The sequence below is a fragment of the Mycobacterium adipatum genome (assembly GCF_001644575.1).
GTDB classification, from domain to species: Bacteria; Actinomycetota; Actinomycetes; order Mycobacteriales; family Mycobacteriaceae; genus Mycobacterium; species Mycobacterium adipatum.
Window position 1 is genome coordinate 20,322 of sequence record NZ_CP015596.1, and the last position, 26,818, is coordinate 47,139.

At 65.9% G+C, this 26,818-nt stretch carries 26 protein-coding genes; 8 read left to right on the forward strand and 18 right to left on the reverse strand.

Going from position 1 to position 26,818, the window contains the following annotated elements; all coding sequences use genetic code 11:
• Positions 1 to 167: 167 nt before the first annotated feature.
• From A7U43_RS00100 to A7U43_RS00160, 13 genes are all read right to left on the reverse strand, one after another.
• The gene (locus tag A7U43_RS00100) at positions 168 to 1,121 is read right to left on the reverse strand and encodes an LLM class F420-dependent oxidoreductase (RefSeq protein WP_067989700.1); all 954 of its coding nucleotides are present in this window, start codon (positions 1,119 to 1,121) and stop codon (positions 168 to 170) included.
• Between the two features lie 59 nt (positions 1,122 to 1,180).
• Complete coding sequence (locus A7U43_RS00105) at positions 1,181 to 2,428, reverse strand: type II toxin-antitoxin system HipA family toxin (RefSeq protein ID WP_067989701.1); 1,248 nt, start codon at positions 2,426 to 2,428, stop codon at positions 1,181 to 1,183.
• On the reverse strand, positions 2,425 to 2,673 hold the full coding sequence (locus A7U43_RS00110) for a helix-turn-helix domain-containing protein (RefSeq protein ID WP_335582831.1): 249 nt from the start codon (positions 2,671 to 2,673) through the stop codon (positions 2,425 to 2,427). The genes A7U43_RS00105 and A7U43_RS00110 overlap by 4 nt, the downstream gene beginning before the upstream one ends.
• A 196-nt stretch (positions 2,674 to 2,869) precedes the next feature.
• Entirely contained in the window at positions 2,870 to 3,877 is a 1,008-nt protein-coding gene (locus A7U43_RS00115) for an ABC transporter ATP-binding protein (RefSeq protein ID WP_067989703.1), read from the reverse strand.
• Positions 3,874 to 4,902 (reverse strand): ABC transporter ATP-binding protein, encoded by a 1,029-nt coding sequence (locus tag A7U43_RS00120; protein ID WP_067989704.1) that lies wholly within the window; start codon positions 4,900 to 4,902, stop codon positions 3,874 to 3,876. Before A7U43_RS00120 ends, A7U43_RS00115 begins: the two co-directional genes overlap by 4 nt.
• Positions 4,899 to 5,861 carry an ABC transporter permease gene (locus tag A7U43_RS00125; protein WP_067989705.1) on the reverse strand — a complete coding sequence of 321 codons (963 nt, stop codon included), beginning with the start codon at positions 5,859 to 5,861 and terminating at the stop codon, positions 4,899 to 4,901. The genes A7U43_RS00120 and A7U43_RS00125 overlap by 4 nt, the downstream gene beginning before the upstream one ends.
• 1 nt (position 5,862) lies before the next feature.
• Positions 5,863 to 6,900, reverse strand: coding sequence for an ABC transporter permease (locus A7U43_RS00130; RefSeq protein WP_067989707.1), 1,038 nt, complete (start codon positions 6,898 to 6,900; stop codon positions 5,863 to 5,865).
• A gap of 2 nt (positions 6,901 to 6,902) precedes the next feature.
• Complete coding sequence (locus tag A7U43_RS00135; RefSeq protein ID WP_067989709.1) at positions 6,903 to 8,561, reverse strand: ABC transporter substrate-binding protein; 1,659 nt, start codon at positions 8,559 to 8,561, stop codon at positions 6,903 to 6,905.
• 184 nt (positions 8,562 to 8,745) lie between these two features.
• A complete protein-coding gene (locus tag A7U43_RS00140; RefSeq protein ID WP_067989711.1) occupies positions 8,746 to 10,416 on the reverse strand; it encodes a hypothetical protein in 1,671 nt (556 codons plus the stop codon).
• Positions 10,417 to 10,510: 94 nt separating this feature from the next.
• Positions 10,511 to 12,331 carry a glycoside hydrolase family 15 protein gene (locus A7U43_RS00145; RefSeq protein WP_067989713.1) on the reverse strand — a complete coding sequence of 607 codons (1,821 nt, stop codon included), beginning with the start codon at positions 12,329 to 12,331 and terminating at the stop codon, positions 10,511 to 10,513.
• Positions 12,324 to 13,724, reverse strand: coding sequence for a glucose-6-phosphate dehydrogenase (gene zwf / locus A7U43_RS00150; RefSeq protein ID WP_067989715.1), 1,401 nt, complete (start codon positions 13,722 to 13,724; stop codon positions 12,324 to 12,326). The genes A7U43_RS00145 and zwf overlap by 8 nt, the downstream gene beginning before the upstream one ends.
• A gap of 76 nt (positions 13,725 to 13,800) precedes the next feature.
• Positions 13,801 to 15,207 carry an APC family permease gene (locus A7U43_RS00155; RefSeq protein ID WP_067989718.1) on the reverse strand — a complete coding sequence of 469 codons (1,407 nt, stop codon included), beginning with the start codon at positions 15,205 to 15,207 and terminating at the stop codon, positions 13,801 to 13,803.
• Entirely contained in the window at positions 15,204 to 16,262 is a 1,059-nt protein-coding gene (locus tag A7U43_RS00160) for a DmpA family aminopeptidase (RefSeq protein ID WP_067989719.1), read from the reverse strand. The genes A7U43_RS00155 and A7U43_RS00160 overlap by 4 nt, the downstream gene beginning before the upstream one ends.
• A gap of 93 nt (positions 16,263 to 16,355) precedes the next feature.
• On the opposite strand from A7U43_RS00160, the gene A7U43_RS00165 reads away from it, so the two are divergent.
• The gene (locus A7U43_RS00165) at positions 16,356 to 16,967 is read left to right on the forward strand and encodes a TetR/AcrR family transcriptional regulator (protein WP_067989722.1); all 612 of its coding nucleotides are present in this window, start codon (positions 16,356 to 16,358) and stop codon (positions 16,965 to 16,967) included.
• Positions 16,968 to 16,981: 14 nt separating this feature from the next.
• On the opposite strand, the gene A7U43_RS00170 is transcribed toward A7U43_RS00165, so the two are convergent.
• From A7U43_RS00170 to A7U43_RS00190, 5 genes are read right to left on the reverse strand one after another with little or no spacing between them, the layout of a single operon-like run.
• Positions 16,982 to 17,644, reverse strand: a complete 663-nt coding sequence (locus tag A7U43_RS00170) for a phosphodiesterase (RefSeq protein WP_068001610.1) — start codon at positions 17,642 to 17,644, stop codon at positions 16,982 to 16,984.
• Positions 17,641 to 18,510, reverse strand: a complete 870-nt coding sequence (locus tag A7U43_RS00175; protein WP_067989723.1) for a glycosyltransferase family 2 protein — start codon at positions 18,508 to 18,510, stop codon at positions 17,641 to 17,643. Before A7U43_RS00175 ends, A7U43_RS00170 begins: the two co-directional genes overlap by 4 nt.
• Positions 18,507 to 19,457 carry a glycosyltransferase gene (locus A7U43_RS00180; protein ID WP_082901968.1) on the reverse strand — a complete coding sequence of 317 codons (951 nt, stop codon included), beginning with the start codon at positions 19,455 to 19,457 and terminating at the stop codon, positions 18,507 to 18,509. The genes A7U43_RS00175 and A7U43_RS00180 overlap by 4 nt, the downstream gene beginning before the upstream one ends.
• Positions 19,357 to 20,595 carry a glycosyltransferase family 4 protein gene (locus A7U43_RS00185; RefSeq protein ID WP_067989725.1) on the reverse strand — a complete coding sequence of 413 codons (1,239 nt, stop codon included), beginning with the start codon at positions 20,593 to 20,595 and terminating at the stop codon, positions 19,357 to 19,359. Before A7U43_RS00185 ends, A7U43_RS00180 begins: the two co-directional genes overlap by 101 nt.
• On the reverse strand, positions 20,592 to 21,515 hold the full coding sequence (locus A7U43_RS00190; protein ID WP_231963492.1) for a glycosyltransferase family 1 protein: 924 nt from the start codon (positions 21,513 to 21,515) through the stop codon (positions 20,592 to 20,594). Before A7U43_RS00190 ends, A7U43_RS00185 begins: the two co-directional genes overlap by 4 nt.
• Positions 21,516 to 21,825: 310 nt before the next feature.
• Between A7U43_RS00190 and A7U43_RS00195 the strand changes: the two genes are divergently transcribed.
• The 7 genes from A7U43_RS00195 (at position 21,826) to A7U43_RS00225 (ending at position 26,801) form a co-directional block, all read left to right on the forward strand.
• The gene (locus tag A7U43_RS00195; protein ID WP_335582832.1) at positions 21,826 to 22,281 is read left to right on the forward strand and encodes a phage holin family protein; all 456 of its coding nucleotides are present in this window, start codon (positions 21,826 to 21,828) and stop codon (positions 22,279 to 22,281) included.
• Positions 22,268 to 22,525, forward strand: coding sequence for a DUF3618 domain-containing protein (locus A7U43_RS00200; RefSeq protein WP_067989731.1), 258 nt, complete (start codon positions 22,268 to 22,270; stop codon positions 22,523 to 22,525). Before A7U43_RS00195 ends, A7U43_RS00200 begins: the two co-directional genes overlap by 14 nt.
• The gene (locus A7U43_RS00205; RefSeq protein ID WP_067989733.1) at positions 22,522 to 22,815 is read left to right on the forward strand and encodes a DUF4235 domain-containing protein; all 294 of its coding nucleotides are present in this window, start codon (positions 22,522 to 22,524) and stop codon (positions 22,813 to 22,815) included. The genes A7U43_RS00200 and A7U43_RS00205 overlap by 4 nt, the downstream gene beginning before the upstream one ends.
• Before the next feature lie 2 nt (positions 22,816 to 22,817).
• Positions 22,818 to 24,161 carry a cytochrome P450 gene (locus tag A7U43_RS00210; RefSeq protein WP_156525799.1) on the forward strand — a complete coding sequence of 448 codons (1,344 nt, stop codon included), beginning with the start codon at positions 22,818 to 22,820 and terminating at the stop codon, positions 24,159 to 24,161.
• The gene (locus tag A7U43_RS00215) at positions 24,158 to 25,231 is read left to right on the forward strand and encodes a M42 family metallopeptidase (protein WP_067989734.1); all 1,074 of its coding nucleotides are present in this window, start codon (positions 24,158 to 24,160) and stop codon (positions 25,229 to 25,231) included. The genes A7U43_RS00210 and A7U43_RS00215 overlap by 4 nt, the downstream gene beginning before the upstream one ends.
• 35 nt (positions 25,232 to 25,266) lie before the next feature.
• Positions 25,267 to 26,286: an iron-containing redox enzyme family protein gene (locus A7U43_RS00220; RefSeq protein ID WP_067989737.1), complete on the forward strand. Its 1,020-nt coding sequence runs from the start codon at positions 25,267 to 25,269 to the stop codon at positions 26,284 to 26,286.
• Between the two features lie 128 nt (positions 26,287 to 26,414).
• On the forward strand, positions 26,415 to 26,801 hold the full coding sequence (locus A7U43_RS00225; RefSeq protein ID WP_082901969.1) for an STAS domain-containing protein: 387 nt from the start codon (positions 26,415 to 26,417) through the stop codon (positions 26,799 to 26,801).
• Positions 26,802 to 26,818: the final 17 nt, after the last annotated feature.

Here is a 26,818-nt window from a genome sequence, read left to right on the forward strand (position 1 = left end):
CACCAGCTGAGAAGTGTTGCGACCCTGGCGACCTGGCCTGATCGAGTTAGAGCAAATTCCCAGGCTGAATACGCGGTTCGATTCCCGTCATCGGCTCCAGGTTTTCGCTGTCGACCACACCAGCTCCCCGACGCGCCGGCCGTGTCCCTCGGTCAGCACGCGCTCCCTCACCTGAGCTGGGGAAGCACGTCCTTCTCCCAGGCGGCGAAGAAGCCCTCCTTGTCCGGTCCGATCTGCTGGACGTAGACCTCGTCGATATCGGCGTCCAGATACGAACGCACCTGTGCGACATGCTTGTCCACGTCCGGCCCGCAGGTGATGCTCTCGGTCACCGATTCCCGTGGCACCAGCGACATCGCGTCCTCGAAATCCTGTGGCCGCGGCAGGGTCTGCGCGAGCTGGCCGGGCAACATGTCGTTGGCCCACAGCCGGTGCGCGGCGTCGATGCCGGCGTCGGTGTCACGATCCCAACTCACCTTCATACCGCCCTGCACCGGCTTGTCGCCGCCGCCCGCGGCGCGGAAGGTCTTCACCAGGTCGGCGTCGGCCATCGTCAAGCAGTAGCCGTCGCCGATGCGGCCGGCGAGTTCTGCGGACTGGGGACCGAACCCGGACACGTAGATCGGCACGGGCTGCTCGGGCAGGGTATAGATCCGGGCCTCCTGCACCTCGTAATGCAGGCCGTGGTGGCTGATCACCTTCCCGGTGTGGAGCGCGCGGATGACCTCCACCGCCTCTTCGAGCATCTCCAGTCGCACCCCTGGCGACGGCCACGGGTCACAGAGAATGTGCTCGTTGAGCGCCTCCCCGCTGCCGACACCGAAGACGAAGCGCCCGTCGAGCTGAACGGCCGCGGTGGCGGATGCCTGCGCGAGGATCGCCGGATGCATCCGGATGGTCGGGCAGGTCACGGCGGTGGACACCGGCAGCGACGTCACCTCAGACAGCGCGCCGATGACACCCCAGACGAACGCGCTCTCACCCTGCTCGTCGTTCCACGGGTGGAAATGGTCGGAGATCCACAGCCGGTCGAAGCCGGCGGCCTCGGCGCGACGCGCCTGATCGACCAACTCTTTGGGGTTGTACTGCTCGGCCGACAGGAAGTATCCGATGCTCGTCATGGCCCTCGGTTACCCGCTGCTTCGGCGATGAACCAGGCGTGGCACTCGTGACAACTGGTTCAGGCGGTCGACTGGTGCATTTTCAGGCCGTCGATCCGTGTGCGGAGCAGCTGCGCAAGAAGCCCGGTTTCCCTGTCACCGAACCCGATCTGCTCGCACCGCTCCGGCCAAGGCTCCGCAGCGTCGACAACGGCGTCGATCATCCTGACGACCGCGCGTTGCCGCAGCCCGAGACGTTCCCCCGCCTCGATGAAATTTGTCCGGCTCAGCTTATTGGCGCGGCCGTACAGATTGAGCGCCATCGGGTCTTTCCAGCCCACATAAGGCTGGGTGCACAGCAGGTCGTAGGCAGGAGTCGGTTGCCATATTCCGTTCGGATTGTAGATCGACAGGTTCTTGCCATGTAGATCGCCGTTGCCGATAAGCCACGAAAACACAACGGTTTTGAGCAACTCGACAACCGCGGCAACCCTGGAACCTCCGCCTCGCGCACATGCCTCGGCGAGTCCGGTGATGGCGGTTTCGGTCTTGATGCGGTATTTCGAGGCGGGATAGACATCAGCGACCTGGCACGCATCCTCCTGCGCAAGCCTGACGGAGCCTTCACGGTCGAAACGCGTTACCAGCAAGGCACTTCGTCCCTCGGCATCGTGCAGCACCGACGTCTTGGCAACCCTGAGACCGCACGCCGCGGCCATCGTCATGAAGAAATGCTCGTTCTCCACGAGCAGCGGATACTGCGCGGGACTGAGCTTCAGGATCGCCGGCCCCGACCTGGTCTGTGTAGGCGTTGACAACATGCCGGCGCTAACCTTGGGTTGAACCCCCGCCAAACCCACCGGGTCTGCCTCGACGGAGCCGGTCATCTTGGCAAAAACGGCGCGGAAGTCGGTGTCACGTTCGGGGTCGAACAGCGGTAGTGGCCGGATCGGATCCGCCCCGGCGGGGAACACCCGGACGTTGCCGATCGTGTCGGCTCCGATGGCAAGCAGCAAGGTGAGGTGGTCATCGGCAGAGGTTTTGGTCGACGACGTCACCACGCCCAGCCGGACACCCTCGGGGAGGAGCCCGGCGAAGAACGCCGGCACCGACCCGCCCGTCGTGACCACTGGATAGTCGCCCGAACGCAACAGTGACCACGAAACCGACCGGTCACGGACCCGACCTTCGAGATTGGCCCCTGCGTTGAGGTAGGCGAAACTGACGCCGTCACCACCTTGTCGCACCAAATGGGCAGCAAGGTCGTCGCCGATGTAGACGTCGGCCGTGTCGACCTCGCGCAGGTCGAGACGGTGCGGATCAGTCATTCCGCCATCGCGCTCACGTCGACGTGGAGCCCCAAAGCGTCAGCAATCTCGATGACAGACCCGAAGCTGATCGATCCGCTCCCCCGCTCAAGTGACTGAACACTGGAGCGGGACACCCCAGCCAAGTCAGCCAAAGTTTGTTGCGTGAGCCGCAGCGCGATCCGCCTCTCAGCGAACGCCACACCTATGCGTGCGATTTCAGGCATAGCACCATCGCGTTGCGATTTCCTACGCCTGGGACCCATGACCGCGCTCCTTATGCCTCCGATTTCATGCGTAAGACCATCGTGCGGCACATCCCGGTACCGTGTCAAGGCTTATGCATGCAATTGGAAGCATTGAGCGCGGAGGGCCCTGAATCCGCTCTCCGCGTCCCGCTATGTTAGGTATTCCACGCTTAAGGACCACGAAGTCGGTCGTCCTCGCCGAGCCTGACATCGCTCAGCCGGCGGCCACCGCCTCCAGATTCCGCGGGTGATGACACGCCGCCAGATGCGCCCGCTCCCGTTCGATCATGTCCGGCTCCTCGGCCGAACAGACCTCGGTGGCCCACCGGCACCGGGTGTGGAACCGGCACCCCGACGGCGGATCGATCGGACTGGGCACATCACCCTCCAGGATCAGCCGCTCCCGGGCCGCGTTGCGCCGCGGGTCGGGGATGGGGACCGCCGATAGCAGCGCGGTCGAGTATGGATGGAACGGCTTGTCGTACAGCTCGGTGGCCGAGGCGGTCTCGACGATCTTGCCCAGGTACATCACCGCCACCCGGTCCGAGACATGGCGCACCACACCGAGATCGTGCGCGACGAACAGATACGACAGCCCGAACTCGTCCTGCAGATCCTCGAGCAGGTTGATGATCTGCGCCTGCACCGAGACGTCCAGCGCCGATACCGGCTCGTCGGCGATGATCAGCTTGGGCCGCAACGCCAGCGCGCGGGCGATCCCGATGCGCTGGCGTTGCCCGCCGGAGAACTCGTGCGGGAAGCGGTTGTAGTGCTCGGCCTGCAGACCCACCCGGTCCAGCAGATCCTGCACCTGACGCTTCACCTCGGCGCCGCTGGCCAACCCGTGCAACTCGATCGGGTCGCCGATGATCTGCCCGATCCGCTTGCGCGGGTTGAGCGACGCATACGGATCCTGGAACACCATCTGGATGTGGCGGCGGATCGGCCGCAGGTCCCGGCGGGACCGGCCCACCAACTCTTCGCCCTGGAAGCGCACCGACCCCGAGGTCGGTGCCATCAACTGCAAGATCAGCCGGCACAGCGTCGATTTCCCGCACCCGGACTCGCCGACCAGCCCCAGTGTCTCGCCCTCGCGCAAGGTCAGGCTGACACCGTCCACCGCGCGTACCCGCCCGACCTCGCGCTCGATGATCGCGCCCGCCTTGATCGGGAAGTGCTTGACCAGGTCGGTGACCTCGAGCAGGGGCTCGCCGGTGCTCACAGGCTCACCACCTTGCGCAGCCCGATCCGGCCGTCCACCTCACGCAGCGTCGACTTCTGCGCCGGCTCCAGCCAACACCTGTCCAGATGGCCGGTCGCCGCCCGAGTCTCCAATGATGGTGCCTGCGAGCACTTCTCGAACGCATGCGGGCAGCGCGGCGCAAAACGGCACCCGGGCGGCAAGGACAGCAGCGACGGCGGCGCTCCCCCGATCTGCGGCAGCCGCGAGTGCTGCGGCGCGTCGAGCGGGGTCAGCGATCCGAACAGCCCCCAGGTGTAGGGATGTTGGGGGTCGTAGAAGATGTCGTCGACGCTGGCGTCCTCGACCACCTGCCCGGCGTACATGACCAGCACCCGGTCGGCCACCTCGGCGACCACGCCGAGGTCATGGGTGATCAGCACCACCGCCAGTCCACGCTCGGCGTTCAAATCGGCCAGCAGCCGCAGGATCTGCGCCTGGATGGTCACATCGAGCGCCGTGGTGGGTTCGTCGGCGATCAGCACCTCGGGTTCCAGCGACAGCGCCATCGCGATCATCACCCGCTGCCGCATACCGCCGGAGAACTCGTGCGGGTAATCGCGCACCCGACGCTCGGGATTGGGAATGCCGACGGTGCGCAGCAATTCGATGGCACGGTCACGCGCTTCGGCGCGGGAGACGTCGCGGTGGGCCCGGATCATCTCGGTGATCTGGTCCCCCACCCGGTAGACCGGATTCAGCGATGTCATCGGATCCTGGAACACCATCGCGATGTGCTCGCCACGGATGGACTGCAGTTCGCGGTCGTCGAGCGCGGTGAGATCCTTGCCGCCGAACCGTACGGCACCCTCGATGGTCGCGTTCGGTGCGCGGGTCAGGCCGAGCACGGTCTGGGCGGTGACGCTCTTGCCCGACCCGGACTCGCCGACGATCGCGAGCACCTCACCGGCGGCCAGGCCGAACGAGACGCCGTCGACGGCGCTCACCACGCCGTCCTGGGTGGTGAAACGGACTCGCAGATCCTCGACTTCGAGTAAGGGACTCATACCGGTGCTGCCTCTCCGATCCGGATGCGCGGGTCCAGGAATGCGTACGCCACGTCGACCAGGGTGTTGAACAGCACGATGAAGAATGCGCCGAACATGGTCACCCCGATCAGCGGCGGCAGATCCAGCGTTCCGATCGCCTGTCCCGCATACAGGCCGACACCGTTGAGGTTGAACACGGTCTCGGTGAGGATCGCCCCACCGCCGACGACCGCGCCGAAATCGAGGCCGAACAGCGTCACGACCGGGATCATGGAGTTGCGCAGCACGTGTTTGATGCGGACCTGTCGCTCGCTGATCCCCTTCGCGCGGGCAGTGCGCACATGGTCATCGTTCATCACGTCGAGCATGTTGGAGCGCAACACCCGGCTGTAGAAGCCGACATACAGCACCGCCAGCGTCAACCACGGCAGGATCAGGTGATACGCCCAGTCCAGCGGGTCCCTGGACAGTGGCACGTAACCACTGGTGGGAAAGAGTTCGGCCTTGAAGCTCAAGTAGTACAACAGTATTGCCGCCAGCCAGAACACGGGTACCGATATGCCGACCAGCGACAGGATGGTCAACGCCCGGTCGGTGAACTTGCCGGCATGCACGGCGCTGAGATAGCCGAACCAGATGGCCAGCACCATCCAGAGCACCGCGGCGCCGATGCACAGCGACAACGTGGCGGGCAGACCCTTCCAGATCTGTTCGACGACGTTCTGCGAGCTGGCATACGAGGTCAGCTGGCCGGTGAAGATCTGCTTCATCATCGTCAGGTACTGCACATACAGCGGCTGGTCGAGTCCCAGATCCGCACTCACCCTGGCGATCAGCTCCGGGTCGGCGTTCTTGCCCGCGATCCTGGCGGCGGGGTCGGAGTTGGGAATCACGTTGAAGATCAGGAACACCAGCACCGAGATCGCGAACAGCACCGCGACCATCCCGCTGAGGCGTCGAATCACGAATCGCAACACGTCAGTGCTCCAACCGGATCTTGGCCCGCGGATCCAGCGCGTCCCGCAGGCCGTCACCGAACACGTTGAGCGACAACACGGTCAACACGATCATCAAACCGGGCACGATCGTCAGGTGCGGCGCGGTGTAGATGGTCTGATAGCCGTCGGCGATCATGGTGCCCCAGGAGGCATTCGGCGCCCGCACGCCGGCGCCCAGGAACGACAGCGCGGACTCCAGCAGCATATTGTTGGCGATGTTCAGGGTGAAGAACACGATGATGGTGGACACCACGTTCGGCAGCAGTTCGCTCACCATGATGCGCACCGGCCCCTTTCCCTGGGCCACTGCCGCTTCCATGAACTCCTTCTCCCGCAGTGCGAGGATCTCACCGCGAATCGGCCGCGCCATGTAGGGCACGTACACCAGACCGATGATCATGATCGGTATCCACAGCGAATCGCCGGCGATCTGCAGCGCACCGATCTTCAAGCCGCCCAGTGCGAGTGCGGTGCCCAGCGCGATACCGAGCAGCAGCACCGGGAACGCCCAGACCACATCCATGATCCTCGACAGCGTCGCGTCGACCCAGCCGCGGTAGTAGCCGCACAGCAGCCCGACCAGGACGGCCAGCACCGTGGTGATGGCCGCCGCCGCAACACCGATGTAGATGGACGTCCTACCGCCATACATCAGGCGCACCATCACATCTCGGCCGTTCTGGTCGGCGCCCAGCAGATAACGGCCGTGCAGGCCCGGCCCGATCGGAGTGCCATCCGGTGACACGACGTCGGTTTGCTGCCCGTCGATCAGCACCGTGTCGGTGATGTGGTTCTCGTTGGGACCGGTGTGCGCCACCTGGTCGGCCCACAGCGGCGCCGCCAGGCAGAACAGCACGATCAGCAGGAACAGCGCCCCGAAAGCGAGGCTGATTCTGTTGCGCCGCAGCCGAAGCCACGCCAGATACCAGGGGCTTCGGCCTCGGATCCGCGCCGCGGGGACCCCCGCCGGTGGGACGGGGTCCCCGGGCGCTTCAACGGCGTCAGTGGGCGTAGCCATACCTACTTCAGCGCCAGCGCCGACCAGTCCTGGTTGAACAGGAGATGATGGTAGGCCTTGTCGAAGTCGATCCGGTCGGAGACGAAGGTGGTGAACTGTTCGTTGCCGTACGGCGCCCACGCGGCCCGCTCCATATAGGCCTTGTCCAACGCGGCGTATTGAGCCTCGGTATCACCCTCGGTGAGCTGCTTGGTCAGCAGCTCGTCCATCTTGGCGTCCAGCTCCGGGTAGGACGCGCGGGAGAAGTTGTTGCCGTTGGTGGGCAGGATCGCGTCGCTGTTGAGCAGCGGCCGGAAGAAGTCGTCCGGATGCGGGAAGTCCTGGAACCAGTTGCCGAACCCGGTATCCAGGTCCGGGGTCGACTGGTTGCCGATCGTGGTGAAGTACACGTCACCGGCGATCACCTTCAGCGTCGCGTTGAAGCCCAGCTGGTTGAGCACGTCGTGGTAGTACTCACCGATCCGCTTGCGGTCGGGCTCGTCGTTGGTCCACACCGTGATATCGCGGTCCGCCGGGTTCGCCTCGGCCAGCAGCGCTTTGGCCTTGTTCATATCCGGCCCCGGGTAAAGCTTGTATTCTTCGTAGCCCGGCATGCCCGGCGGCAGGATCTGCTGCGTCGGGTGCAGCCGCCCGCCGAACACCCGGTTGAGCGCTTCGGGGTCGATGGCGTAGTTGACGGCCTGACGCACCCGCACATCGTTGAACGGCGCGGTCTGGTTGTTCATCCAGAAGTAGTAGGTATTGATCGACTCCTCCATCCGGAACCGATCGCCGAAGCGGGTTTTGACCTCCTGCAGGCGGTCCGCGTCCGGCGGGTCGACCATGAAGTCGATGGTGTTCTGCTCGACACCGGTGACCTGAGCGGAGTTGCTCTTGTTCTGGGTCACCACGATCTTGTCGACATTGGCATCGGCGACCTCGGTGGCCCCGGCATCGAGCACGCTCTGGAAGTTCGGGTTGCGCTCCATCGTCATGCTCTGCGGGGCTTCCACGCTCGTGATCATGAACGGTCCGCTCGATGGGGGCGGATTGTTCGTCGCGTCATCGGCGAGCGGGGTGCTCGCCGGCACGGGCGCCGCGAACGGCAATCCCAGCACGTTCTCGAAGGTTCCGTTCGGGGCGTCCAGCGTGATGGTGATATCGCCGGTGGCATCGTCGGTGACGATCCCGGAGATGGTGTCGGCGGTGCCGTCGGCGTATGCGGGCGCACCGACGATGCCCGAGTAGAACACCGAACCACCCGAGTCCGCCTTGAACAGCCGCTGAATGGCGTAGGTGAAGTCCGAGGCCTTGATCGGTGTGCCGTCGGAGAACTTCATGCCCGACCGCAGCTTCAACTTGTAGGTCTTGCCGTCGTCCGAGATCTCAGGCATCGCTTCGGCGAGACCCGGCACCACCGCGGTGCCCTCTTCTCCCCTGGCGTGTTTATAGGTCAGTAGCGGCGTGTAGACGTTGTAGAGCACCTCCCACCCTTCGAGGGTGTAGGACAGCTGCGGGTCGATGTAATCCGGGAAGGATGTCATCGAGATGTTGATCTCACCCCCGCCACCGGAGGCGCCGGAGCCGTCGTCGCTGCCGCACGCGGCGACCCCGAAGACGGCGACGGCGGAGATACAGGACAGGACAGTTACCTTGCGCAGGGCTGTGCGCAGCTTGCTCATCTGGCTCCCTCAGTTCGCGGCACGGGCGAGTCCCGTCCACGTTTACGCCTCAAAAGCGATCCGGGTAGCCATCTTGGACGGAAATCTAAGAGATGGCATCCCGAATGGCGTAAATTTTATGGTCTCTCAGGTGATTGGCAGGAAACATTCCTGTAATTAACGCGGACAAAAGTTTGGGTGAGCGTCAGGGGCGGATCAGGATCCCGTCCTCGGAGGCCGCCTGCAGCAGTTGTTGAATCGTCAGTTCCCCGTAGCCGGTGTGCACCGTGCCCTGCCCGGTCCCCAGCCACGGCACCACACCGGGGTCGGGATCGACGTCGAGGTGATACGCCTGCACCCCCATCAGGTGGTACTGGAAGAAGTTGCCCAGAAAGTCCACCGCGAAGATGAGGCTGCCGATCAGGCTCTTGCCCCACATCGCCGAGGCATTGACCATCGGGTTCATCGCCGCGCGGTCACCGATCACCACGATCGGCCCGTAGTGCGGTTTGGCGCCGCCGCCGGGCACATAGGACGGGAAGAACGGTTGCAGCCCAGGCAGATCGGTGGCCATGAATGCCGCCGGGCTGCCGTACTGGGCGATGTTGACGAAGTTCGTGTCGGCGCCGTTGCCGGCCACCTTGGTGTTCAGGCCGGGTGACTCGAACCCGATGCCGGCCAGACCCGTGCGCTGCGCGACGAACTGGGCCTGCCAGCCACCCAACGAATGACCGGTGACGAAGACGTCGTCGGCCGCATATCCCTGCAGCGCGGCTTCCTCCTGGACCCGACGCGCGAAGCGCAGCGCGTCGTAGAACGCCAGCGGCGTTGTCCCGGTGAGGATCACCTGCATGTCCGCGGCGATCTGAGCCAGCGTGATCAGCGGGTTGATCAATAGGTTCGTGCCGCCGGTGGTGCCCTGATAGGCGATGATGATCTGGCCCTGCGGGGTCACCCACGCCTTACCGGACATACCGGAGAAGACGTTGGTCGACTGCAGCTGGAAGCCGTTGACGGTGAGGGGCACCATACCGCCGGGTGTCGTGCCCCAGCCGTACGCGGCCGTCGACGCGTTGAGGAACTGGGCCACGGTGGGGGTCGGCCGGTCGGTGGGGCCGGTATAGGTCATGGTGGGCAGCACCGGCTGCACCGCCGGTGTCCGGTGCAGACCCACCAATCGTTCGATCTCGCGGAACGCGGCGAACAGCAGGTCGTTGATGGGCGCGATGTTGAACGGGCTGCGCGGGCCGACCGCGGAGGTGAGGTCGAGGAACTGCAGCACCGCGTTGACGATGCGGCCGGGCAGTTCGAGCACCTGCGCGATCGGTGAGAGCGGCTTGGGCGGAACGGGTGTCGTGACCTGGACCGCGGCCGACGCGAGGGCACCCGCCAGCGCGGGGGCCGCGATCTCAGCCGCCGCGTCAGCCGTCGGCTCAGGTGAAACCGGCTGCGGAGTCGGGTCCGCGATGGCCACCGCACCGGCCCCCGCGATGGCCACCGCGCTGTCGGCCGCGGCGCGTGCGGTGCGCACGGAGCGCTCGACCCGGCGGGTCGTCAGCGGCTGGCCACGGTCCAATCTCGGCCCGGCGCCGGCGCGCTTGGGATCCGTCTTCGGTTGCAGGGCCGCGGTGCGCGGCTGACCCGACGTGTCCTCTGCCTCGTCCGCGCGTTCCGTACCGGGCGTACTCGGTGCCGCGGGGCCGCCGGAGGTCGACGGGGAATCGCTCGAGGTGGCGTCGTGCGAGGTGGACGCGGGGTCGCCGGTGTCGGCCCAGGCCACGCCGTGCACGGGTGCGACCACCAGGCCCGCACTCATCGCCATGGCCGCCAGGCCGTAGCGCCACGACTTGGCCGTCACATGCCTCTCGGCGTTCATCGCCGCCCCCCTATGCCCTGACAACATGCGATGTCATGTGGAGGCTAGGTCACCGCGGCCCGCGCCAGGGACGTTTTCGCCAGGGACGGCCGGATCAGCCGTCCAACGCCCGGTTGAGATTCATCGCCGCGCTGATCAAGGCCAGGTGCGTGAAGGCCTGCGGGAAGTTCCCGACCTGGTCGCCCGTCGCGGAGACCTGTTCGGCGTACAGCCCGACATGGTTGGCGTAGGTGAACATCTTCTCCAGCGCCAGCTGCGCGTCGGCGAGCCGCCCGGCCCGGGTGAGCGCCTCGACGTACCAGAACGAGCAGATCGAGAAGGTGCCCTCCCTGCCATCGAGGCCGTCGGTGCCCGGTTCGTAACGGAACACCAGACTGTCGGTGACAAGGTGCTCTTCGACAGCGGCCAGCGTCGACAGGAACCGCGGATCGGCCGGCGACAGGAACTTCACCATCGGCATCAGCAGCACGCCCGCGTCGAGATCGGTCCCACCTTCGATCCGCGTGAACGCCTGGAGGTCCGGATTCCACGATTTGGTCATGATGCGGTCATAGATCTCGTCGCGCGCCGCACCCCAGGCCACCAGATCACCGGGAAGCCCCCGTGCCCGGGCGATGCGGATGGCGCGCTCGATGGCCACCCAGCACATCAAACGCGACGTGGTGTAGGGCAGCGGTTCGTCGCGAACCTCCCACATGCCCGCGTCGGGGCAATCCCAGTTCTCCGCGACCCAGTCGACGATCCGCCGGACATCGCACCACGCATCGTGGCTGATTCCGGGGCCGTACTTGTTGAACAGGTAGACCGAATCGATGATCTCGCCGTAGATGTCGAGCTGCAACTGGTGGGCGGCGGCGTTGCCGACCCGGACGGGACGCGATCCCCGATGCCCCGAAAGGTGCGGCAGTTCCTGTTCCTCGGGAAGGTCACCGTCGATGTCGTAGAGCACCCGCAGCGGGCCGAGGCGGCGGTCCTCGTCACCATCGCGCTGCCCCATCCGCTCGGACAGCCAGCGGGTGAATTCGCTTGCCTCGTTGACGAATCCGAGGCGCAGCAGCGCGTACAGGCTGAACCCGGCATCACGAATCCACACGTAGCGGTAGTCCCAGTTGCGACTGCCGCCGATCGGTGCAGGCAGGCTGGTGGTCGGTGCGGCGATGATCGCGCCGCTGGGCTCGTGGGTGAGCAGTTTGAGCGTGATGGCCGAGCGGTGCACCGTCTCACGCCAGCGTCCGGTGTAGGTCGAGGTCGCGATCCACTCGCGCCAGAACGTTGTGGTCGCGTCGAGTAGCGCATCCGTGCGGTCCATCGAGTCGGCAGTGACCTCGTCACCGCTACCGAGCATCTCCAACACGAACAATGCGGTGTCACCGGTGCTGAGCTCGAAATCGGCTGTCACAATGCTGTTCTCGCCGCTTTCATCGATGGCCAAGTCGGTGGAGGCAGACAACCCCAGCCGTACCCCGTCCCCGGTGACCAGCACCCCGTCCCCGGAACGCTGCGCGGTACACGATTGACGCGCGTAATCGGGCCGCGCGTCCAGTCGCATCTGCAACTTCAGGCATCCGCGCACCCCGCTGATCCGCCGCACCAGCCGCTGTCGGTGTTCAGGTTCGTCGGGCGAGATCACCGGCATGAAGTCATGTACCTCGACGACGCCGTCATCGGTCAGAAATCGGGTGATCAGCACCGCGGTATCGGGGTAGTAGAACTGCTGGGTGCGGGTGACAGCGGTGGTGGGTGTCAATTGCCAACTGCCACCGCGGTCTTGATCCAGGATCGATCCGAACACACTGGGCGAGTCGAATCTCGGCGCACAGAACCAGTCGATGGTTCCGTCGGTGCCGACCAGCGCACAGGTGCGCAGATCGCCGATCAGCCCATGCTGGGAGATCGCGAGTGGACGCTCACTCATCGGGTAGCCACCAGTCGGTCAGCGCCAGCGCTTCTTTGGGGCCCCACGACCCTTGCGCATAGGGCTGCGCGGCCGGCGGTGCGTCGAGCACCGGCTGGCACACCTGCCAGAGCCGATCCACCTCGTCGGAGCGGGTGAACAGCGTCTGGTCGCCGCGGATGACGTCGAGCAGCAGCCGCTCGTAGGCCTCCAAAGGAACCTCGTCGGACACCGTGTCACCGACATCGAAGCTCAGGTCGACCGGCATCAACTCAAGCTCCGGACCGGGACGCTTGGCAAGCAGCCGGCCGCCGATCGCGGGTTCATCGGTCAGCTCCAGAACAAGCCTGTTCGGACCATGCCCGTCGCCACCGAAGGGACCCGCGCTCGGAGCCCGGAACGTCAGCGTGACGGTGCGGCGGGTGTCGCCCAACGTCTTGCCGGTCCGTAGATAGAACGGCACGTCCTGCCAGCGTGGGGTGTCGACGAAAGCCTCCAATGCCACAAACGTCTCAACCGCCGAATCGTCTGAGACATCCTCCTCGTTGCGGTAGCCGTCGTACTGACCGAACACCACACGGTCCGGATCGAAGGGGCGCAATGCCTCGAACACCGCGGCTTTCGCATCGCGCAACGACACCGCGTCGACACGTGGCGGTGGCTCCATCGCGACGAAACCGAGCACCTGACACAGGTGGGTGGTGATCATGTCGCGAAAGCAGCCGGTCGATTCATAGAAACTGCCGCGGCCCTCGATGCTGAGTTCCTCGGGCACGTCTATCTGCACCGACTCCAGATGCTCGCGGTCCCAGGCGGACTCGATCAAACCGTTGGCGAAGCGCAGCGCCAGAATATTCTGCACCGCTTCCTTCCCCAGGAAGTGGTCGATGCGATACACCCGGTCCTCGTCGGCAATCCGCTTGAGCGCCGCATCCAGATCACGCGAGGACGCCAGGTCGGTGCCGAAGGGCTTCTCGACCACGATACGAGCGTCCTCGGCCAGCCCCTCACGGCCGAGCATGTCGATCATGGACTGCATGGCCTCGGGCGGAACCGACAGATAGATCACCACCCGCGCATCGTTGCCGAGCTTCTCCCGTACCTCGCGCACCACCGAAGCCAGGTCGGCGCCGTCATCGGCGTCAGATATCTGGAACCTTATCCGGGACAACAGATCCGACAGGACATCATCGTCCAGGGTGTCGGACGACCCGCGTAGAGCGGTGGCGATGTCGTCGCGAAACTCGTCATCACTGCCCGGTGAATGGCGGCCTGATCCGATCACGGCGTAGTCGGTGGGCAGCCGCTTGGTCGCCGCAAGACGATACAGACCGGGAAACAACTTTCGCCGGGCCAGATCGCCGGTGGCGCCGAACACCACAAAGACATGCGGGCTCAGTTCCGGGCGGGACACCGGGACTTAATGCCCGGTAGACACCCTCGGCTAAACACCAGGCCATGATCACCACATACGCGGCAACAACACTCGATCAGGTCAACGTGGCGCCGGCCGGCTTCCACAACAGCGCCCCGATCGCCAGGCCGACGAACGGCACCGCGGCCAGGATCGTACTGAGCGCGGCGCTGCCACCGGTGACGAGGGTGAAGTTGGACAACACCAGCCACAGGCTGGCGAGCAGACCCAGCACGGCCAGCACGGGAGCGATCCGGGTTCGCCACACCGCCGTGCCGCCGAGCTCGCGGTTCTTGAGGAAGAAGACCAGCACCGCCACCGATGTGGTCAGCATCAGCAGCACCATGCCGACGGTGGCGACACCCGCCATGGAACCGAAAACACCGACCAGGGGATCGATTCCGAGGATCGCCAGGATGGCGACGATGATCGCTGCCGTCACGGTCTGCACCACCGAGGAGAAGGCGGGGGACTCATGGCTGCCGTGCACCGTGCCGAGGCGAGCCGGCAGCAGACCCTTGCGCGACAACACGAACTGGTAGCGCGCGATCACGTTGTGGAAGGACAACACACAGGCGAAGAGACTGGTCAGCAGCAGAACGTTGACGATGTCGCGACCCGCACGGCCCAGTGTGGCATCGGTCGTGTCGAGCAGCATGTTGCCCTCGCCGTCGAGGGTCTGCTGCGCGGTGGCCGCCACCAGGTCCGGGCCGATCGCCACCACGAACGCCCACACGGTCAGTGTGTAGAACGCGCCGATCAGAAGAACGGCGGCGTAGGTGGCACGCGGAATCGTGCGCTCCGGGTCGCGGGCCTCGTCACGGAACACCGCGGTCGCCTCGAACCCGATGAAACCGGTCAACGCGAACAGGATGGCGATGCCGATGGCGCCCTGGCCGAACTCCGCCGGGGTGAAGGAAGCGAAGGTGATGCCGGCCGGGCCCGGGTCGGCCACGATCGCCAGGTTCAGGATGACCACGATGCCGATTTCCAGCGCCAGTGCCACGCCCAGCACCTTGGCACTCAGCTCGATATGGCGGTAGCCCAGCACGGCGACGATTGCCAGCACCGCGAACGAATAGACGGGCCACGGGATGACGGGGCCGTTGTAGAACGCCACCGTGTCACCGATGGCCCAGCCGATGTATCCGTAGATTCCGATCTGGATGGCGGTGTAGGCGATCAGCGCGACCACCGCGATCCCCTTGCCCATCCGCTCACCGAGACCGACTGTGACGTAGGAGAAGAAGGCGCCGGCCTCCGGAACATGCGGTGTCATCGTCACGAATCCGACGCTGAACACCAGCAGTACCAGCGAGGCCAACAGGAAGCCGACCGGAGCACCGGCACCGTTACCCAGTCCCATGGCCAGCGGCATGTTACCGCCGATGACCGTCAGTGGGGCCGCCGCGGCGACGACCATGAAGACGATGCCGACGGGTCCGAGGCGCCCGGACAGGCGCCGACTTTCGGTGGTGGTCATGGGCTCTCCTCAAGGGCCGATGTGAGCAATGCGTGGTCGATGGCGTGCACGGTGTATCCCCGGTGTCCGGTCACCGTCTCGGCGGCGACCATGGCGTTGACGATGGCTTCCTCGGTGGCCTCGATGGTCAGGTCGAACAGCAGGTCCATCGCCTGCGGGCCCACCATGCGCAGCGGGATCTCCGGCGCCATCACGTCGGCGTCCGCGGTCATCCCGTAGGGCGGGATGCCGCGGTTGCCGGTGGCGAACGCCAGCATCAGGTCACCGCTGTACTGCTCGCCGGTACCGCCGAGACGGCCGACGCCCAGTGCGCTGCGCTGGGCCAGCCGTCGACACTGGTGCGGCAGCAGCGGTGCGTCGGTCGCGACGATGACGATGACGGACCCCGACCCCGGCGCATATCCGGGCGGATACGCCGGCAGCGGAACGTCGGGCTGCGTCACTGGCACGCCGTTGATCCGAAGGCGTTCGCGGCGACCGTGATTGGCCTGCACCAGAACTCCCACGGTGTATCCGTCGACCCGCGAGGCGGTGCCGATACCGCCCTTGAACTGGTGGCAGATCATCCCGGTACCGCCACCGACATTGCCCTCGGCAACGGGCCCGCCGGATGCCGATGCCAGTGCCGCGCGCACGTGTTCGGAATGAACGTGAAAACCGTTGATATCGTTGAGGAAACCGTCGTAGGTCTCGCCTACCACCGGCAACGACCAGTACGCCCCGTCGCCGCGGACGCGCACCTGCTCGGCGACCAATGCGTCGCGCACCACGCCGACGCTGTGGGTGTTGGTGAGCCCGATCGCGGTGGTCAGTTCGCCGGATTCGCGAATCCACTCCAGTCCGGTCAGTTCGCCGCTGCCGTTGAGGACGTGGGAGCCCGCGAAGACCGGCTCGGTCCAGATGTCGTCGTGCGGGACGATCACGGTCACGCCGGTGTTGACGCCCTCGCCCTGCAGCGTGGTGTGGCCGACGCGCACACCCGGCACATCGGTGATGGCGTTGTGGGGTCCGGTCAGGTGCTTCCCGACGACCACCCCGAGATCTCTGGCACGCATTGGTTTCTTTTCGTTCAGGAGTTATTTTCCTATTTGGAAAAGAACTATGCGCCCGCGTGCGCCACCGCGCAACAGGAACGGCAAAATAGGGGCATGGCGCGACCGAACCGGCAAGAGGAGCGACGTGGCGAAATCCTGGACGCGGCCATCGCCGTCATCGAGCGCCACGATCTGGCCACACTCAAGCTCGCCGATGTGGCCGCCGAGATCGGCCTGACCACCAACGCGCTGCGGTACTACTTCAAGGACATGGCCGAACTCCTCTCCGAGCTGGCGCTTCGCTCCGATGTCCGGTTCTACGACGAGCGCCTGCGGCTCGGCACCCAGACCGACGACCCAGCCACCCAGCTCGCCTTGACCATGGCAGCCGGGTTGCCCACCGGACCCGAGGACGCCGAATGGCGCGCGATCTGGCGGGCCGTGCTGGCGGCGGGGTTCGAACTCGACCAACGCCGCGATGTGCAGGCGATCTATCACCGGCAGGTCGACCTCTACAGCGACCTGCTCACCGCCGGGGCCCAAGCGGGCGCCTTCCGGCTAGCCTCCCCCGCCCGCGATATCGCCATGACGCTGATGTCGATGGAGGACTATTTCGGCTACCGCATCGTCGCCCGCGATCCGGCGCTGGACCGCCGCACCGCGCTGCGGCTGATGCGTGAGTACGCCCGACTGGCCACCGGCGCCGCGCTGCCCGACACGCTGTGACGCACGGTCACGTCCTACTGCGCGTCGCGCCCCTGCCGACTGCTGCGATACGCCCGTCGCCGCAGCGCAGTCAGCCACTGCGGAAGCAGGCTCACGCCGGGCGCCAGGTTGATGGCCGGATCGAACGATACATCCTTTGGTGGCCATGATGTTTCGACAACCCGATCGAACTCGAGTATCGCCAGCGACTCGAAGCCGCCGGCACCCTGGGCCTGCTCGACATCGAGCACCACCCCGCCCGCTTGCAGCCGCGACCGGATGCCTTCGATGGACAGGCCCGGCAACTGGGCGGGAGCGCTCAGCCGGGCCCGTAACCAAAAGGTCTTCCCGTCATAGCCCAGCGGCATCAGCGTGGAGAACACCGCCGATGACCACGAGGCGGACGGCATCAGCGCCACCCGAGTGAGGGCCGACACCATCAGGACATCCCACGGACGTCCACCCGCTGTCTGCGATCGCCACGCCAGCCCCGCGAAGTCGGGCAGCGAACCGGGCAGACCCACCCCTTTGGAGAACCTGCCGACCACCTGGCCGTCGGTCAGCGGCAACCCGCGTCCAGGGTCGGCGGTGCGGAGGACGGTTCCAGAACACAGCACCCCCTCGGGGTGAAACAGCCGAGCATGACGCACCGCTGCGCCCGCCCGGAAAGGCAACCCGGCAACCTCGGAGACTCTCATGAAGCCGGGATGCCCCGCGGCGCGGCCGTCCAACCACCGGTGTGCACCCGATGCGGTGTCCCGTCGCCGTCCCGATCGATCAACCCGAGCGAGGCGAAACTCCGCAGCCAGCCTTCCATCGGCCACCATCCCCAGCGTCGATGGAACACAACGGCGTTGCGCAAGATGTCGCCGAGGTGCTCGACCGGTGGATCGGACACCGGGTGGTACTGGTGGAACGCGTCGGCACCACCGATCCATCGCATCGAGACACCCCGCGTTGCAGCACACTGCGCGAAATCGGTGTCCTCTCCCCCGTAGCCGCGGTACTCCTCGCAGAAGCCGCCGATGCGCTGCCAAGTGGATGGCCTGACCGCGAACGACAATGACCAGAACAAGCGGTAGTCGGCTCCGACGATGATCTGATGGCCGACCGGCGCCGGGCGCGCGGGATGTGGCCGCACCAACTCGTGCAGTCGATCCACCGGGTAACCCTGCTCTCCCGGCGGGGGTAGGTAGGTCACCGGCCCACACAGCAGCGCATCGGCATGCGGTGACTGGGATGCCGCCGAGTGGTAGCGGTTGACCAAATCGCACCCTGGTATGCAGTCCACGTCGAGGAAGATGAGCAGTTCCGCCCCGGCTTCGATTGCCGCGGCGGCACCGGCGTTGCGCGCGCGGGCGAGCGGCAACGCGTCCTGGGCTGTCGCGCAGTCCACCACGATCGCGGGTGGGCCACCGTCATCGAGGTCGTCCCTGACCGCTGGGTCGTCCATGGCGACGATAACGTGCATATCGGTCGGCCGACCGCCGCGGGTCAGGCCTGTTCGTTGATTGCGCAGATGCGCTGACCGGCGGTGTGTCAGGGTGATCACCGCGGTTCTCATGGCGCCGCCCTGCCCCGGCAGCGGCGCGCCGTCTCCTCGATCGCCGCGGCGGCCCGGGCCGCGGCCCCTTCGACCTCCCACAGTTTCCACTGTTGGCAATCAATGCCTTTCGCTCGCTTCAGCAGCGCGGGCCAGGCGCGAGCAGGTGGCCAGCACGGTGTCACGACGGCGAGTCGGTGGTGGTGCAGCACCTGCGCCGTCACACGCTGCTCGTCGAAGGGGCGGTTCTGTGGTATCACGACCGCCGGGCGCTGCGCCGCGGCGACATCGGCGATCGCGTTCTGGCCGGCATGGGTGACCACCACGTCCGCCGCACTGATCTGCGGCCAGGGATCTGCCGTCCAGTCACCTCGCGTTGCACCCAGCGATGTCCACGTCACCTCGCCCGTCGCGGGGCCATTGCACTCCCCACTCCCCACCCCCATTCCGTCAGCCCCGGCGAGCACGACCACCCGTGTCCCGTCCTGGCTTCCGACGGCACGGGGCCTGCCGTCGAAACGGCTGATACCCCCCACGAATGCGGTCTTGCTCTCGTGGGGCCGCAGCCAGGGCGGTACGCGCAGCGCACGCGGCCAGGCGGCGATGATCTGGTCGGCCATCCTGTGCACCAGCCGATGCGGGTGGTCGATTCGGTTGCCCGGCAACGCCGTCACCACGACCGGTATCCCGAGCAGCCGCACGAGCACCGCGACCTCGACGGACACATCGACGACGAAGACTTCCGGCCGCGCCTGCCGCACCCACTCCACCAGGGCTCCCATGCGTGCGCCGTATCCATCATCGAGATGTGGCGCCCAGTGCAGCGCCCCGTTGGCTGTCGGCCGGCGCACCTCGTCGGCGTCGTCATCACGCGGAAGCTCGACAACGGCCGTGAACGGGTTCGACGCCGGCACCGGACGGCTGGTCAGCACGGTGACCGGTCGGTTGAGGTGTTGGCAGATGCTCATCGCCCGCGCAAGGTGGCCGAAGCCGTGATGGTGCACGTAGTAGCCGATCATCGTTTCTGTCCCTCGGGTCGCGGATAATCTGCCGGTACAGGCTCAGGTAGGAGCGCAACATCGCTTCAGCCGAACAACGGTCCTTGGCGTGTTGCCGAACAGCGAGCCGCGACAGACCCACGACCTCGGGTATCGCCGCGGCCATGGCGTCGATATCGCCGGGCGCCACCAGCCGTCCGGCCTGTGGGTCCAGCAGTTCCGGGATGCCGCCGCGGTCGAAGGCCACCACCGGTGTGCCACAGGACATCGCCTCCGCGACCACCAGGCCGAAGGGCTCATCCCACATCGGGGTGACCAGCGCGGCGGCCGACGCACCCACCAGGTGCGACAGTTCGTTGTGAGTGAGATGCCCTGCGTAGCACACGCGTTCACTGAGCAGCGGTTCGACGTGCGTGGTGAAGTAGGTGGGGTCCGATATCGGTCCGGCCACCACCAACGGCAGACCGGCACGGTTCGCCGCAGCAATCGCCAGGTGCGTCCCCTTCTCCGGCGTGATCCGCCCAAACCAGACCAGACCGTCCCCACCCGGCCCCAACGGCCAACGCGTGGTGTCGATTCCGTTCGGCACGACCTCGATACTCCGACTCACATGCGCCCAGGATTGTGCGGTGTACCGGCTGACAGCGGCCAGTCGGGTGCCGGTACCCGACGTCGCCGTCAACCCGGATTCCAACCAGGGTGTCGGCGGGGTGTGCACGGTGGTGAGCATGGGCACCTCAAGCAGCGGTGACATGGCGACCGGCAGGTGGTGCAGGCTGTGGTTGTGCACGATGTCGAAATCGTGGGCGCCCCGCTGGGCCATTTCCAGCATCACGCTCAGGTACGCGTGGTGGTCGGCCATGAAGGACCGCGCAGGCATCGAGATATCACTGCTGGCCCCTTCGGAGAGCGTGAGGTGACGGACGGCGAGCGCGGTGCAGCCCGGCGCAGCATCGGATCCCGCGCCCGCGAACAGGGAGACGGCATGGCCCTGGCCGGCCAATGCGCGGGCCAGATGCCACACATGCGATTCCAGTCCGCCGGCGAACGGTTGACGGATGGGAAAGCGGTTGGAGGCGATGACCGCGATCCGCAGGCTGTCAGTCATGCCACCGCCTCGCGATACAGCTCGGCATGCGCCCGGGACAGGGCGACCCGCTCATTTCGACGTTGCGCCCAGCTCGCCCGCGGCGCCGAAATGCCCGCACTCCAGCGCCGATGCGCTGTGGTCACGGCCCGCTGCAAGGTCTCGGGCTCGAATCTGCTCTCGTTGAGTTCGAAAAGTTCACACGGTCGTTGTTCACCGTAGAACCCGCAGTTCGGCGCAATGACCTCGGTGCCGAGGTCATGACAGGCCTCCAACCAGCCCGAATGCGATCCGAAGCGGTAGGGCAGTACCGAAACCGCCAGCGAGTCGAGGTAGTCCCACAGCTGGGCGTCGGTGAAGTACGGGTGCACGCGAACCCTGACACGGTCACGATGGCCGTATGCCAGCAGGGCGCGGCCCACATCCGGTGCGAACCAATGGTTGTCCGGATCGAAAATCTCGTCGTGCACATCGATCTGCAGCACTGCGCCAGGCAGCGCGCTGACCGTCTCGGCCAGCGTGTCCAGGATGGCCAGCGGATCCATGTTGGCCCGCAGGCTCTTGACGTGCACGCCCACCACGAAGTCCTGCTGGCGAGCTCGTGCACGTTTGATCCGTTCACTGCTCAGGACATGAGGATGGGGAAGCACCTGGGCTTCGCGACCCCACCGCTGCTGGACCGCATGGGCGGCACCCGGGGTGAGGGTGATGAGGGTATGCGCAGCGGACGTCAGGAGATCAAGTTGGTCCTCATGGACCCCGGGATCGGGGTGATGGGGGTTGCGCAGATCATGCACGGTGTAGACCAAGGGCTTGCGGTGCCGACGCAACTCATCGATGAGCTCCACAAGATCCTTGGTGGTGACGGCGTCGAATCCGAAGTGGACGTGGAAGACGTCGAACTCGTCGTGGTGTTCGGCGATCCATCCGGGTTCGAGCATCAGCGGAGGCCACCAACCGCCGGGAACTTTCCTGTTGTCCGCCGGTATCGGATCGGCCAGGCGCACAACCGGTTCGATGCCATTGGGGTGTGATAGATGCCGGACGTACACGTGCGACGCCGGAACTGAGGCAACTCGCAAGACAGACTCCTCGATGAAATCGTCGGATTCGATGACGGAGACGACCTATGAAGGACACAGATCGCCATTCCCACCTGCTCTGGAGGATGTCGTTGTGATGGGGTACCCGAGCCGCGACGGCCCAAACGGCCAGGTTTAGCCGGTGGCAGCGCCGGCAATGCACACGTGCATGGGCGGTAAGCCCGCCGATAATCAGCGATTGGATTCTCCCATGACAGATCTCGACGCCAACCCTGTCGAACAGCCCTCGATACCCGAACTGGTCAACCGGCTCACGACACAGACCTCTCGACTCATTCGAGACGAACTGCAGCTTGCCCAGAAGGAATTTCAGCTCGCAGCGAAGAAGACTGCGGTAGGTGGCGGTTTGTTCAGCACCGCGGGTCTGCTTGCCGGTCTGGGCCTGCTTGCCGTGGTGACCGCCGCTATCGCCGGGCTCGCGCTGGTGCTGCCCGTGTGGGCCGCCGCCGCGGTCGTGGCCGTCGCGCTCTTCGCCGCTGCCGGAATCGCAGCCGTCGTGGGCAAGCAACAGGTACAGCGCGCGCCCGATGCGGCACACGAAGTGCTCACCAGCGTCACCCAGGACGTGCAGGCAGTTCAGGAGGCCCGCCATGGCCGGGCCTGAGCAACGCCCAGACGCCGACGCGCCGGACATCGCACAGCTCTCCGAGGACATCGAACACACCCGCGCCGCCGTGGGTGAGACGGTGGCAGCGCTGGCCGACAAGCTCGACGTCAAGAAGCAGACTCAGCAGAAGGTCGCTGCTACCAGGGCGAAGATCCCCGCAGCCCCTGCCACGGTAGCCACCGTGGCGATCGTGGCGGGGCTCATTCTCTGGCGCCGCCGTCGACAAGGAGGATCATCATGACCACCCACAAGCCGACCATGACGGCCAAGATCATGTACCGCCCGTTCGGACTGGCCGGCTCACTGGCCGGTGGCCTGATCGCCGGGGCCATCTTCAAGCAGGTCTGGAAGCGTGCCTCCGATGGCGATCATCCCGACCCCCCGGGTCCGCTGGAACGCGAGTACTCCTTCAGAGAGGTCGTGCTGGCGGCGGCGCTGCAGGGGGCGATCTTCTCGGTGGTCAAAACGGTGATCGACCGCCAAGGGGCGCGGGTCTTCGAGCGGTGGACCGGTGAATGGCCGGGGAGCTGATGATGACGGACCAACCTCGACTCACCGGCCCCGCGGCGGCATCTGCACTGCTCGATCTCGGGGGAGCCTCGATCGCCGCCGGAGTCATCGCCCGCAGACGCCCCGTCGTCGGAATGCTCGAACGTCTCCAAGCAGACCGGCGTGCGGTTTCACGCATCCGCAGTCTGCGCCGTCAATTCGGCTCTGGCCCAGTCGAACTGGCCATCCCCGGCAGGCGCATCGTCGTCATCCTCGACCCGGAACACGTGGGCTCCGTGCTCGAATCGACGCCAGACCCGTTCCACCCGGCCAGCTGGGAGAAACGCCGAGCACTGGAAAAATTTCAGCCGCACGCCGTGTTGATCTCCGACGGCGAGACTCGCAGCAAACGCCGTACGCTGAATGAGGCGGCACTCGACACCGATGCGGACACTCATCACCTTGCAGACGCCTTTCTGACTATTATCGCCGAGGAGTCCGACATTCTCGCCAAGGCGGCGATCAGCGCGGGCAGCCTCGACTCGGCGATGCTCACCCGCACATGGTGGCGGTCGGTCCGCCGGATGGTATTGGGTGACAAAGCCCGTGACGACGATGCCGTCACCGATGACCTATGGCGGCTGCGCAAAGCCGCCAACTGGTCTTTCCTGGGCTTGCCGCACACCCGCCTTCGGGAGCGCTTCTTCGAACGGCTCTACCACTACGCCGAGATCGGCGACTCCCGCAGCCTAATCGGGTCGCTGGCACGCATTCCCGCGACCGGGGCGCTGGATCCCATCGGGCAGGTACCGCATTGGCTCTTCGCCTTCGATGCCGCCGGGATGGCGATGGCGCGCGCTGCCGCCCTGCTCAGCACCCACCCCCATATTCTCGACCGGTGTGAGACCGAGGCCGCCGAGGAGGCGCGGCTGCGGCCGGTCCTGCGCGCAACGATGCTGGAATCGGTCCGGCTGTGGCCGACCACGCCCGCCATACTGCGCGAGCTGACCACCGACCATTCGTTCGCGCCCGGCGGTGCTCGGTTCCGAGCCGGCTCGTCGGTCCTGGTGGTTGCCCCCGCTTTCCACCGGGACCCGGACCTGCCGTTCGCCGATACTTTCGAGCCAGACATCTGGTTGGACGGACGCGCACGTTCACTCCCACAGCTGGTGCCGTTCAGCTCCGGCCCCGCCGAATGCCCCGGCCGTAATCTCGTCTTGTTGACCACGAGTACAGCTCTGGCTCAGTTGTTCTCGGCCCTCGATCTGCAGCTCGACTCCTCGCCCGCATTGGACCCGCAAGCTCCACTGCCGCTCACGCTCAACCAGTTCGGTGTGCGGTTCACTGCTCGGCCGGTGGCACAACCAGCAACGAGTCCCTTGCCATGAGTCCCGACGCCGTGCTGCAGGAACTCGTGAGCACCTACGGGCCGTGCGGTCACGAGGACGCCATCCGTGACATCTGCCTACGCGAGCTCTCCGCCCTCACTGATGAAGTCTGGGTCGATGCGGCCGGAAACGCGATAGCGCTGCTGCGGGGAGACCCCGGTGACACTCACGCTCCCCCGGTGCGCGTCATGGCCCACATGGACGAGCTGTCGATGGTCGTCAAACGGGTCGAGCCGGACGGAACGCTGCGGCTTTCGCCACTGGGGACCATGTACCCCGGGAATTTCGGTCTGGGTCCCGTCGCGATCCTGGGGCGGCACGAGACGCTGACGGGTGTGCTGACCCTTGGCTCGGAGCACACCACCAAAGAGAGCCAGCGCATCTGGGAGACCAAACCCGATCAGGGCGACAAGGCGCTGGACTGGTTACATGTCTACGTTTTCACCGGGCGCACCTGCGCGCAGTTGGAACGGGCCGGGGTCACGGCCGGCACCCGGGTAGCCGTCCATCGCAGCAAGCGCGACCTGATCCGCTTCGGCGACTACATCGGCAGCTACTTTCTCGACGATCGGGCAGCGATCGCCGTGCTGCTCGCGACCGCCCAGCGGCTGCAAGACAGTCCAGAGTCCTACCGTGGCGACATCTACCTGGTGTTCACCACGGCCGAGGAGGTCGGCGCCAACGGTGGAGTTTACGCCGCCCGAACCCTCCCGGACGGGATCACCGTTGCCGTGGAGGTCGGTCCCACCGAACAGGAGTACGGCACCTCGGTTCACGGCGGGCCGATCGTGGCCTACAGCGATGCCCTCACGGTGTATGACAAGACGGTTGCCGACGGTTTGATGGACGCCGCGAAACGACAAGGTCTCGCCCCACAGCCCGCGGTGCTGGGCGCCTTCGAGTCCGATGCCTCGCACGCAAAGGCGATTGGTACCTGTCCCCGTGCCGGTCTGCTGTGCATTCCCACGCTGAGCACGCACGGCTACGAGGTCATCGCCGCAGGTGCCATCTCCGATGCCACCGATGTGTTGGTGTCCTTCCTGCTCAGCCCGGGTTCCTCAGCGACCTAGGGTTGAGACCAACCCGCAGTGGGTACCGAGTCGGAGTGAGCGTTGCACCCATCAGTGTCGAACCTCGGCTGCCGGACCCGCGGGGCCCGCTGTCGCTGGCCGTCACCGAACTGCTCGCCGAGCGAGCGCCTGTCAACACGCTGATTCAGGTCGAGGCCTCCATCGGCGATTCCGATCCCCTCGGCCTTGATCTTCAACTGGCGCTGTACATCTGCTACGAGCTGCACTACCGCGGCTTCGAGAACGTGGACCCGGGTTGGGAGTGGAATGCCGGACTCCTGCACCTGCGTGGTCGGTTGGAGAACACCTTTCTCGCCGAAGTCCGCGACCGAGTGGGCGATATCGGGGCCGAGGAGACCGCGGCAGAGGAGATGCGGCGGCTGTCCATCGAACCGGCCGACGGCACGGGACTGTCCTACCACCTACGCGACGCCGGCACCTGGGCCCAGATGCGCGAGTATTTCGTCCACCGGTCGCTCTATCACCTCAAGGAGGGCGATCCGCACGCCTGGGCCATCCCGAGACTGATCGGGCAGGCGAAGGCGGGGTTCGTCGCGGTCGAGTTCGACGAATTCGGTGCGGGACGTGGGGCACGCCTGCATCAGCAGCTGTTCGCCGATCTGCTGGAAGCCGCGAACCTGGACTCCAGCTACCTCGGTTACATCGATCAGGTCCCGGCCGAAGCACTGGCCGCGGTCAATCTCATGTCCCTGTTCGGCTTGCACCGCAGGCTCCGCGGCGCCGCGGTCGGCCACTTTGCTTCCACCGAGATCACCTCGCCGCCAGGCTCACAACGTCTGGTGGACGCGCTGCGGAGGATGAACGCACCCCAGCCCTGCGTCGATTTCTACGCCGAGCACGTCGAAGCCGACGCCGTGCACGAGCAGGTGGTGCGCACCGACGTCGTCGGCGATATGGTGGCCCGCGAACCGCACCTCGATCGCGATGTGGTGTTCGGGATCCGGGCACACGCACTCGTCGAAGACCGGTTGGCCGACCACATGATGCGGTGCTGGGCTGACGGAGACACCTCGCTGCGACGGCCGCTCGATTGAGCCATGTTCGCCGTTTGGATACGCTTGCGCCATTTGGCCTTCCGGCGCCACCGGTAGCGCTGCACACCTCGACCACGGCTACTATTCGGTCAATTATCGGGTCGGGGTTGAAACATCGGAGGTAGACGATGGCGGGCGAGCCCGAATCGGTCATGGGTGGTCCCAAAGCGACCAATAGCTGCACCATCGAAGAACGGCGCGTCGGCGACGTTGCCATATTGGCCGTGGCCGGCACGCTTGACGTGCTGACCGCCCCCGAACTCGAAGCAAGGATCAAAGCGGCGGCCGCAACCTCCCCCGCCGCCGTCATCGTTGACCTGGGCCGGGTGGACTTCCTCGGCTCGTCCGGAATGGGCGTGCTCGTGGCCGCGCACGAAAATCTCGCGCCGTCGGTACGCGTCGTGCTCGTCGCCGACGGGCCCGCCACCAGCCGCCCGCTCAAGCTGGTCGGGATTGCCGACATCATCGACATCTTTCCCACCCTCGATGACGCGCTGACCGCCCTCAACGCCTGATCATCGAAGGTTTGTGC

Coding starts and splice junctions, on each gene's coding strand:
- A7U43_RS00100 (WP_067989700.1), bottom strand. CDS start 1,121: ATGACGAGCATCGGATACTTCCTGTCGGCCGAGCAGTACAACCCCAAA.
- A7U43_RS00105 (WP_067989701.1), bottom strand. CDS start 2,428: ATGACTGATCCGCACCGTCTCGACCTGCGCGAGGTCGACACGGCCGAC.
- A7U43_RS00110 (WP_335582831.1), bottom strand. CDS start 2,673: ATGGGTCCCAGGCGTAGGAAATCGCAACGCGATGGTGCTATGCCTGAA.
- A7U43_RS00120 (WP_067989704.1), bottom strand. CDS start 4,902: ATGAGTCCCTTACTCGAAGTCGAGGATCTGCGAGTCCGTTTCACCACC.
- A7U43_RS00130 (WP_067989707.1), bottom strand. CDS start 6,900: ATGGCTACGCCCACTGACGCCGTTGAAGCGCCCGGGGACCCCGTCCCA.
- A7U43_RS00135 (WP_067989709.1), bottom strand. CDS start 8,561: ATGAGCAAGCTGCGCACAGCCCTGCGCAAGGTAACTGTCCTGTCCTGT.
- A7U43_RS00140 (WP_067989711.1), bottom strand. CDS start 10,416: ATGAACGCCGAGAGGCATGTGACGGCCAAGTCGTGGCGCTACGGCCTG.
- A7U43_RS00145 (WP_067989713.1), bottom strand. CDS start 12,331: ATGAGTGAGCGTCCACTCGCGATCTCCCAGCATGGGCTGATCGGCGAT.
- A7U43_RS00155 (WP_067989718.1), bottom strand. CDS start 15,207: ATGACCACCACCGAAAGTCGGCGCCTGTCCGGGCGCCTCGGACCCGTC.
- A7U43_RS00160 (WP_067989719.1), bottom strand. CDS start 16,262: ATGCGTGCCAGAGATCTCGGGGTGGTCGTCGGGAAGCACCTGACCGGA.
- A7U43_RS00165 (WP_067989722.1), top strand. CDS start 16,356: ATGGCGCGACCGAACCGGCAAGAGGAGCGACGTGGCGAAATCCTGGAC.
- A7U43_RS00170 (WP_068001610.1), bottom strand. CDS start 17,644: ATGAGAGTCTCCGAGGTTGCCGGGTTGCCTTTCCGGGCGGGCGCAGCG.
- A7U43_RS00175 (WP_067989723.1), bottom strand. CDS start 18,510: ATGAGAACCGCGGTGATCACCCTGACACACCGCCGGTCAGCGCATCTG.
- A7U43_RS00180 (WP_082901968.1), bottom strand. CDS start 19,457: ATGAGCATCTGCCAACACCTCAACCGACCGGTCACCGTGCTGACCAGC.
- A7U43_RS00185 (WP_067989725.1), bottom strand. CDS start 20,595: ATGACTGACAGCCTGCGGATCGCGGTCATCGCCTCCAACCGCTTTCCC.
- A7U43_RS00190 (WP_231963492.1), bottom strand. CDS start 21,515: ATGCTCGAACCCGGATGGATCGCCGAACACCACGACGAGTTCGACGTC.
- A7U43_RS00195 (WP_335582832.1), top strand. CDS start 21,826: ATGGGCGGTAAGCCCGCCGATAATCAGCGATTGGATTCTCCCATGACA.
- A7U43_RS00200 (WP_067989731.1), top strand. CDS start 22,268: ATGGCCGGGCCTGAGCAACGCCCAGACGCCGACGCGCCGGACATCGCA.
- A7U43_RS00205 (WP_067989733.1), top strand. CDS start 22,522: ATGACCACCCACAAGCCGACCATGACGGCCAAGATCATGTACCGCCCG.
- A7U43_RS00210 (WP_156525799.1), top strand. CDS start 22,818: ATGACGGACCAACCTCGACTCACCGGCCCCGCGGCGGCATCTGCACTG.
- A7U43_RS00215 (WP_067989734.1), top strand. CDS start 24,158: ATGAGTCCCGACGCCGTGCTGCAGGAACTCGTGAGCACCTACGGGCCG.
- A7U43_RS00225 (WP_082901969.1), top strand. CDS start 26,415: ATGGCGGGCGAGCCCGAATCGGTCATGGGTGGTCCCAAAGCGACCAAT.